Genomic DNA, 8410 nt, shown 5'->3' with positions numbered 1-8410 from the left:
ATACTATGAGGTATTAATCCAAATTTCTCTGGGCTATCCCTCTGTAAAAGGTAGATTGCATACGCGTTACGCACCCGTGCGCCGGTCTCTAGTCCCGAAGAACTATACCCCTCGACTTGCATGTGTTAAGCCTGCCGCTAGCGTTCATCCTGAGCCAGGATCAAACTCTTCATCGTATATTGTTTGCTTAATTAATTAAGCTATTAATTTTTGACTGAAGGTCTAGTGGTTATTCTCAAATCTTCCGATTCTATTACTCTTATTTTATTTGTTCCGATTTGCATCGGAACGGCTGTCAATTCAATATGTCTAGGAACGTGTTCTTCTTTATTCTTATACGCTAGTCTTTCGATTAGCGGGTGCAAAAGTACAAAGCTTTTTCTTTTCTCACAAGCTTTTTTTAATCTTTTTTGAAAATAAATTTTCAATCTCAATTCGTTTGCTTGTCAGTGTGTGAAAGAACTTGTGCGTTGTTGCGGGTGCAAAAGTAGCTAGTTTATTCGTTTAAACAATGGCTTTTTACATTTATTTTACTTTAATTTTACATTTATTTTTTAATGCATTGATATATCGAAATTTACACATCCCCTTTTTTATCGATTTCAAAATTTCAATAGGCCATTTCTGATAATTTAATCAGTTTTGTTCCTTTTTGATTTGTTTTAGGGTTGGAGTGGCTTGAATAAAATGTGAAAAAAACGGATTTCTGCGGATCTTTCCTTTTTCAAATCACATATCCTATATATACAGAGTGGATTTCCTTTTGCAAATGTATCTCCTATATATTAGGTATCGATTTTTCACTCTCTTTCTTATGAAACCCAGACCCTAGCCCCGATAGCAGCAGAAATCCTTATAAGCCGGGGTTCGGCTTATAAGATTGTAGCGGATAGCGGGAAATAGCTCCTGAGTATTGGAATTTTGGCTACCTTATATATTACCCTTCCTTTTGGCCTTCTACAAACTATACTTGCAGTTTTTATTACTGCTTAAAAAAAGCGAACTTTGCAGTCTAAAAATTACATTAATGACACTCCATATAGAAACCCCTGCTTTACTGTTTTCAGCAACTTCATTAATCTTACTTGCATACACTAATAGGTTTTTGACACTCGCCACCATTATACGTGGCCTGAAGAAAGCTTATAAAGAAAAGGAGAACCGGATGATTTTACTGGAAATAAAAAACCTCAACCTGCGACTGACTCTTATCCGCTTTATGCAGATGGCAGGCGTACTGAGTTTGTTTTTATCTGTTTTCACAATGCTTGTATTATTTTTGGACCATCAATTGACTGGAATTTACTTATTTGGTTTCAGTTTACTTGCTCTGTTAATCTCTTTGGCACTTTGCTTTTGGGAGATTAACATTTCGGTTGATGCGTTACGTTTGCATTTGAGCGATTTGACTCATAAAGAACTTGAAAAAGAACAGCACCCAACCACTGCGACAAAATAGATTTTGTTATATATTCTAAAAATCAAACACTCAAAATATGTTTAAAAATGACACTCTCAAAGGGGTTTTCTTGGTTGGATTTGGCGCGACTAGTTATGGCATGCTGGCCACTTTTGTTAAAATGGCTTATGACGAAGGATACACTACTGCAGAAGTGACTATCTCTCAATTTATATTAGGTATTGCTGGAATCCTTATTATCAATGGTTTTCAAAAAGCTAAAAGCGAGAATGAAGTTGTGAAAGCTACATCAAAAAATATTTTCCAATTGATGCTTGCCGGAACATCTACTGGCTTGACGAGTGTATTTTATTATCTGGCCGTAAAATATATCCCTGTCTCTATCGCTATCGTGTTATTAATGCAAACAGTATGGATTGGCTTAATATTGGAAATGATTTTGGAAAAAAAAATTCCTTCAGCACAAAAAATTGTGGCAGCACTTGTGGTATTAATAGGAACACTTTTGGCAACAAATGTTTTAAAAAATGAAATTCAGCTGGACTGGCGAGGAATTGTTTTGGGAATGCTAGCAGCTTGTTCATTTACAACCACCATGTTTACTGCTAATCGGGTAGCACTAGGAATATCGTCGGCACAACGCAGTTTATACATGCTTTTGGGAGGTGCGGTAATTGTTTTCATCTTTGCGGTTGCCACCCTAAACACATCATTCCATTTTGAAATATTCCTAAAATGGGGAATTATACTATCCTTGTTTGGTACAATTATCCCACCAATGCTTATGAATGCTGGATTTCCACTAACAGGAATTGGATTAGGAAGTATCGTTTCGGCACTTGAGCTTCCGGTCTCGGTTTTAATGGCTTATTTTCTTCTACATGAAAATGTTGTTTTATTACAATGGATTGGTATTCTCCTTATTATATTGGCCATCATTATAATGAATATCAACTTCAAAAAAGAGCAATCTCACTGATTATCAGCATTAAAAAAACACAGTTATAGTTATTATTTGTTAATTTTTTTATAAATTCGTAATCCATACAATTCTTATTAAATCACAAAGACATTGTATTGAAAACTATTTTAAACATTTTCACCTATTAGCTATTAACTTAATTTTTTTATCATGAAAAAACTTTTTGCAGAATTTTTCGGAACGTATTGGTTGGTTTTTGGAGGTTGTGGTAGCGCATTATTTGCCGCAGGTATACCTGATTTAGGAATTGGATTTGTGGGAGTTTCATTGGCCTTTGGTTTAACTGTTTTGACTATGGCTTATGCTGTTGGACATATCTCAGGAGGGCATTTTAATCCGGCAGTCTCTTTTGGGTTATGGGCTGGCGGAAGATTTTCAGCCAAAGAATTACTTCCTTATATAATCGCACAATGCGTAGGTGCTGTTGCAGCTGCTGGAACACTTTTTACTATTGCCTCTGGAAAAGCTGGATTTATGATAGACAATACTAAAGCTGGCGCTTTTGCCTCTAATGGATATGGCGCTTTTTCCCCAGACGGTTATTCAATGCAAGCTGCGTTTATTACAGAATTTGTGCTAACATTATTTTTTCTTTTGATAATACTTGGCGCCACCGATAAATTTGCCAATGGAAAATTTGCAGGAATAGCCATTGGACTTGGCTTAACATTGATTCACTTAATTAGTATTCCAATCACGAATACTTCTGTAAATCCTGCAAGATCATTATCACAAGCCGTTTTTGTTGGAGGAGAACCTTTATCACAACTTTGGCTGTTTTGGGCAGCTCCCATATTAGGCGCTATTGTGGCTGGTTTTATTTATAAAAACTTACTGCAAGACCATTCGGAAGCTTAGATTTTATAACCCTAAAATAAATTATAAAGAGAAAAACAAAATCTAGTATTTTGTTTTTCTCTTTATTTTTGCAATATGAATTCACTATTTCAATCCGATCCAATAGTTTTTAATTTACCAGATGCAGAAATCATCTACTTCCCTGCTTTTCTTTCAAAAGAGGAAGCTGATTCTCTTTTTCTGAAATTACTTGAACACATTCCTTGGCAACAGGACGAAATTACGGTTTACGGAAAAAAGCATTTACAACCGAGGTTAACGGCTTTATATGGAAACGAAGGAAAGCCCTACTCCTATTCTAATATAAAAATGCAGCCACACAACTGGACATTGACGCTGCAAAAAATCAAATGCCTTGTTGAAAGTGTTACTGAAACCAATTTCACAACCGTTTTATTAAATTATTATAGAGACGGGAATGATGGTAACGGCTGGCATGCCGATAATGAAAAAGAATTAGGTATAAATCCCGTAATTGCATCATTAAGTTTGGGAGCTGAACGAAATTTTCAATTAAAACATAATACAGATAGCACACAAAAAAAGAATATAACTTTAGAAAACGGCAGCTTACTGTTAATGAAAGGGACTACGCAGCATTTCTGGAAACATCAAGTCCCAAAGACTGCAAAAATTATTGGTTCTCGAATAAACCTTACTTTTAGAGTAATTCAATAAAAGAATTCTCAATATTCTTCATTAAAAATACCGCTTATTTAAAAGAGCAAAAAAAATGAATTTTTTTTTACTTAAAATAAAAAGTAATTATAATTTTTATTAATATTGGTATTAGATTTGAAATCAAATTATTAATCATTAAACCAAATTGAATTAATTTTCACGTGATGAAAAAGAGTAACCGCAAAGAATTAAACTGGGAACAAACAGAAAGACTGATTGCATTGGCCCTAGAAGAGAGAAATCCATTTGAAATTATTCACAAAGAATTTGGATTAGCTGAGAAGGAGGTTCTTGAAATTATGAAAAAGAAAATGCCTGCAGAAAAATATGAAATGTGGAAAAAGAAAGCTATTGCAAGTAAACCAAAACCAAAACCTCTTAAAATCGATGATTTTGACGAAGATTTAGACGGAAAATATTACATAAAAAACAAACTAGACTAACCAAACCTTTTAAACTCCTGAAATTCAGGAGTTTTTTTTTATTTAAAAAATCATCCAAACAAAAAACTTCCATTTTTTTAACTTAAACAACTTTATTAATCTCTTTTTGTAACTTTTTTGGAATTCGAAATACTAATCCAGAAACAAACACTTACAAAATGAAAAAAATAATCTTTGCATTTGCTTTTTGCTCCCTTATGTGGACAAGCAAAGCTAGCACTACAAATCCTGTAGATTCAAAAAAAGAAGAAATTGAAGTCAATATCAATCTTACTGACGTAAAAGACGACCAAGTCTTGGTTACGGTAAAAGCTCCAAAAATCAAAACAGACATCATTACGTATAGCCTTCCTAAAACAGTTCCAGGAACCTATTCCGTAGATGACTATGGGAAATACATTGCCGATTTCAAAGCCTATGACAAAAAAGGTAATTTACTGACTGTTACTAAAACAGACGATAACACCTGGTCAATCCAAAAAGCAAAATCATTAGTAAAAATCACTTACTTGGTAAACGACACTTACGATACTGAAAAGGGAAGAGGTTTTGGAAAAGATGATGTGTTCTCACCAGCTGGGACGAACATTGATGCCAGTAAAAACTTCATGTTAAACCTACATGGTTTTGTTGGCTATTTTCAAGACAAAAAAGAAATGCCATATAAAGTTACTGTAACTCATCCTGAAACACTTTGGGGAGCTACCTCAATGATCGACAAAGACGGCTCCAAAACGGTAGATATTTTTGAAATGCCCCTTTATTCAGAATTATTGGAAAATCCAATCATGTATTCCAAACCAGACTATACTACTTTTACTGTAGATGGTATGGACATTCAAATTGCTGTGTACTCCCCAACTGGAAAATTCACCGCAGAAAGTATCACTCCTGAAATGAAAACAATGATGACTGCTCAGAAAACATTTTTAGGAAAAGTGAATTCTACAAAAAAATACACAGTCATTCTTTACCTTTCCACAATGGCTCCAACTGATGCAAAAGGTTTTGGCGCATTAGAACATCCTACTGCAACTACTGTAGTTATGCCAGAAATGATGCCAAAAGATGAATTGGTTAAACAAATGAAAGATGTAGTTTCACACGAATTTTTTCATATTTTAACTCCATTAACAATCCACTCGAAAGAAATTCAGTATTTTGATTATAATGCACCGAAAATGTCACAACATCTATGGATGTACGAAGGAGTAACTGAATATTTTGCCAATCTTTTCCAAATCAACCAAGGATTAATTGATGAAAACGAATTCTTTGGCCGTATAGCAGAAAAAATTGAAGGTGCAAACGCTATGAATGACACCATGCCATTTACCACTATGAGTGCAAATGTACTTACTGAACCTTATAAAGACCAGTACTTGAATGTATATCAAAAAGGAGCTTTAATCGGGATGTGCGTGGATATTCAAATCAGAGAAAACAGTAATGGAAAAAGAGGAATATTAGATTTAATGCATCAATTATCTAATGAATATGGTGTTTCAAAACCTTTTAATGACGCCGATTTATTTGCAAAAATAACTTCATTGACCTACCCTGAAGTTGGTGAATTTTTTACCAAATACGTATCTGGACCAACTCCAATACCTTATTATGACTATTTAGCAAAAGTAGGCATTACAAAAGTTACTAAAAAAACACCCGAAGGTATATTCTTGAAAGGACAGATTCCATATATTAGCGTAAACAAAGAAAACAAAGAGATTTTTGTAGCACCAAATAAAGAACTAAGCATTTTCTACACAACATTAGACTTGAAAGGTGGCGACATAATCCTTTCCATCAATGACAAACCTTATTCGTTAGATAATATTTACGATATGATTTCTGAAAGTCAAAAATGGAAAGAAAACGATGCAATTTCTATAAAAATCAAACGTGACGGAAAAGAACAGATCATAAAAGGGATCGTAAAATTACCTTATATTGATACCGATGGTCTTGAAGCAACAGATGCTTCAAAAGCAACTTTAAGAGAAGCTTGGCTGAAAGGATAATCTTAACAACCCCACACAAAATCCCAATCTAGTTTTAGATTGGGATTTTTTTTGAAATTCACCCACATTAAAGTCTTTCATTCCAACAATTTTCTTTATTTTGCGCCAAAAATAAACAAAACTGAAATAGCTATAATTCAACAATGAAGAATAGCGTTTTTATGTTCCCAAAAAACAAATATAATTTACACATGAAAAATTCAATTATTGCTTTTGTTACCCTATTTCTTTTGGTTGCTTGTAACAAAAATGAATCCAAAACTAATCTGCATATCACAGGAAACATCAAAGGATTAAAAGAAGGAACTTTATACATTCAAAGATATGCTGATTCTTCCCTTGTAGCGATCGACAGTATCAAGATTGATGGAAATTCTGCTTTTGAAAGTAACATTGATTTGAAATCTCCTGAAATGTTGTACTTATATCTTGACCGAGGTGTAACTAATTCACTTGACAACAACATCATGTTTTTTGCAGAACCTGGAACAATCAATATAGAGACCAACTTAGATTCATTTATTGTTAGTGCAAAAATATCAGGGTCAAAAAACCAAGAATTATATGAAGAATACAAAAAAATAAATTCTCGTTTCAATGACGAAAATCTAACCTTGATTGAGCAAAAATTTAAAGCTATCAAAAGCAACAATGCAAAAGCGATTGACAGCATAAGCATTATGCAAGAAAACAACATCAAACGTAAATATCTTTATGCAACAAATTTTGCAGTAAACAATAAAGACCATGAAGTGTCTCCATATATTGCTTTAGCCGAAATTTATGACATCAATATCAAATATTTGGATACCATTCAAAAATCAATGACACCAAAGGTAGCCAACTCTCTTTATGGTAAAAAATTAACCAAATACGTTAATGCCATAAAGGAAAGTGAAGCAAAATAATTCAACTCCTTTTTAAAACAACAAAACCGCCTTGCATAAAAACAAGGCGGTTTTGTATTTTTAATATTAAACCAAAAAAAACACCAACCTTCTATTATCAACAACCTAACCTTTTTTAAAGTAAAATTTCAATCTAAATTTTTGTTATACTTAAAAATTTAAGCTCTAAATAGTAGTTTAAAATCCATTGACAACATTACAACCTTTTCAAAACAAACTAGTAATCTAAAAAGCTATAGAAGCCTTAGTAAGCCCTTTTAAAATCATTTAAAATCAAACCTCGTAACATCGCAATGCCAACACTTATACAAAACTCATTCAAAAGCATACCCAACCCTTACAGAAGTACTTTCTTCCCATTTTGTAGGAAGTGATATAGCCATCAAATCTGACCTATAGCCATAACCAGCTTTAATTCCAATATATAGATCTTTAGACAAATCAACATCCACTCCACATTCTAAACCTCCTGTAGGATAAACGTTTGTTCGGTAAATAAGGCCTAATCGAAGCCCTCCATAATATCTTAATTTATCAAAATACCCACTAGTCAGATTCAGCCCTGCTGATCCAATGAAATCAGTATAGGCTCCTTCTAAATTTTCAAACCTATTTACTCCAAATCTAACATACTTCGCATAAGACACCAACTCAATGTCGACTCCAAAATTAAGATTTTTCTCATTTAGAGAAGTCGGAGGACTTCCAAATGCTGATAATGTAAAATACTCACTATCCCCAAATCTTAATCCTTGGGCAGATACTCCAATCACACTAAAAAGGAAAATACAAATAAAAGTTAGTTTCATGATAACGATTTTTTAATGAATAAATAAATGGCCGACTTGTATCAACAGTAAAAAAATATGCCTTAATAACCTTAAGCTAAAACTCACTTAATTTTATCATACTCTATTTTCACAATGAACATTATAGAATAATTTGAACAGACAAAATAGAGAAAAACCTATACTCCATATAAACTCTTTAAACTAATACTATTTGCCTTCAATATTAATCTAAAATTATTCATATTATAGATTAAAAACAAATATAATCGTTGAAATACATCTATTTTAGCATTTATAGTATAAATA

The 8410-nt window shown here is 33.1% G+C and carries 9 protein-coding genes and 1 rRNA gene; 7 read left to right on the top strand and 3 right to left on the bottom strand.

All coding sequences use genetic code 11. The annotated features are described in order from the left end of the window. Together B0E44_RS01200 and B0E44_RS01195 are read right to left on the bottom strand one after the other, a co-directional pair. A 16S ribosomal RNA gene (locus B0E44_RS01200) occupies positions 1 to 176 on the bottom strand; the annotation flags it as partial. Between the two features lie 27 nt (positions 177 to 203). Further along, complete coding sequence (locus B0E44_RS01195; protein WP_077370378.1) at positions 204 to 428, bottom strand: hypothetical protein; 225 nt, start codon at positions 426 to 428, stop codon at positions 204 to 206. Positions 429 to 1027: 599 nt separating this feature from the next. Here B0E44_RS01195 and B0E44_RS01190 point away from each other — a divergent pair. The 7 genes from B0E44_RS01190 (at position 1028) to B0E44_RS01160 (ending at position 7313) form a co-directional block, all read left to right on the top strand. Next, positions 1028 to 1459, top strand: a complete 432-nt coding sequence (locus B0E44_RS01190) for a DUF2721 domain-containing protein (protein ID WP_077370377.1) — start codon at positions 1028 to 1030, stop codon at positions 1457 to 1459. Positions 1460 to 1496: 37 nt separating this feature from the next. Then, positions 1497 to 2399, top strand: coding sequence for a DMT family transporter (locus B0E44_RS01185; protein ID WP_077370376.1), 903 nt, complete (start codon positions 1497 to 1499; stop codon positions 2397 to 2399). Positions 2400 to 2552: 153 nt separating this feature from the next. After that, a complete protein-coding gene (gene aqpZ, locus B0E44_RS01180) occupies positions 2553 to 3260 on the top strand; it encodes an aquaporin Z (protein WP_077370375.1) in 708 nt (235 codons plus the stop codon). 75 nt (positions 3261 to 3335) lie between these two features. Further along, positions 3336 to 3938, top strand: a complete 603-nt coding sequence (locus B0E44_RS01175) for an alpha-ketoglutarate-dependent dioxygenase AlkB (RefSeq protein ID WP_077370374.1) — start codon at positions 3336 to 3338, stop codon at positions 3936 to 3938. 167 nt (positions 3939 to 4105) lie between these two features. Then, on the top strand, positions 4106 to 4384 hold the full coding sequence (locus B0E44_RS01170; protein WP_077370373.1) for a DUF2805 domain-containing protein: 279 nt from the start codon (positions 4106 to 4108) through the stop codon (positions 4382 to 4384). 158 nt (positions 4385 to 4542) lie between these two features. Then, positions 4543 to 6405: a peptidase M61 gene (locus B0E44_RS01165; RefSeq protein WP_077370372.1), complete on the top strand. Its 1863-nt coding sequence runs from the start codon at positions 4543 to 4545 to the stop codon at positions 6403 to 6405. A 191-nt stretch (positions 6406 to 6596) separates the two neighbouring features. After that, positions 6597 to 7313 carry a DUF4369 domain-containing protein gene (locus B0E44_RS01160; protein WP_077370371.1) on the top strand — a complete coding sequence of 239 codons (717 nt, stop codon included), beginning with the start codon at positions 6597 to 6599 and terminating at the stop codon, positions 7311 to 7313. Positions 7314 to 7627: 314 nt separating this feature from the next. Here B0E44_RS01160 and B0E44_RS01155 read toward each other — a convergent pair whose 3' ends face one another. After that, positions 7628 to 8122 (bottom strand): hypothetical protein, encoded by a 495-nt coding sequence (locus B0E44_RS01155; protein WP_077370370.1) that lies wholly within the window; start codon positions 8120 to 8122, stop codon positions 7628 to 7630. Positions 8123 to 8410 lie beyond the last annotated feature (288 nt).

This window comes from Flavobacterium sp. A45 (assembly GCF_002001005.1).
GTDB lineage: Bacteria > Bacteroidota > Bacteroidia > Flavobacteriales > Flavobacteriaceae > Flavobacterium.
The sequence above is the reverse complement of the archived record's forward strand: the minus strand, read 5'-3'. Positions and strand labels throughout refer to the sequence as shown.

Coding starts and splice junctions, on each gene's coding strand:
- B0E44_RS01190 (WP_077370377.1), top strand. CDS start 1,028: ATGACACTCCATATAGAAACCCCTGCTTTACTGTTTTCAGCAACTTCA.
- B0E44_RS01185 (WP_077370376.1), top strand. CDS start 1,497: ATGTTTAAAAATGACACTCTCAAAGGGGTTTTCTTGGTTGGATTTGGC.
- aqpZ (WP_077370375.1), top strand. CDS start 2,553: ATGAAAAAACTTTTTGCAGAATTTTTCGGAACGTATTGGTTGGTTTTT.
- B0E44_RS01175 (WP_077370374.1), top strand. CDS start 3,336: ATGAATTCACTATTTCAATCCGATCCAATAGTTTTTAATTTACCAGAT.
- B0E44_RS01170 (WP_077370373.1), top strand. CDS start 4,106: ATGAAAAAGAGTAACCGCAAAGAATTAAACTGGGAACAAACAGAAAGA.
- B0E44_RS01165 (WP_077370372.1), top strand. CDS start 4,543: ATGAAAAAAATAATCTTTGCATTTGCTTTTTGCTCCCTTATGTGGACA.
- B0E44_RS01160 (WP_077370371.1), top strand. CDS start 6,597: ATGAAAAATTCAATTATTGCTTTTGTTACCCTATTTCTTTTGGTTGCT.
- B0E44_RS01155 (WP_077370370.1), bottom strand. CDS start 8,122: ATGAAACTAACTTTTATTTGTATTTTCCTTTTTAGTGTGATTGGAGTA.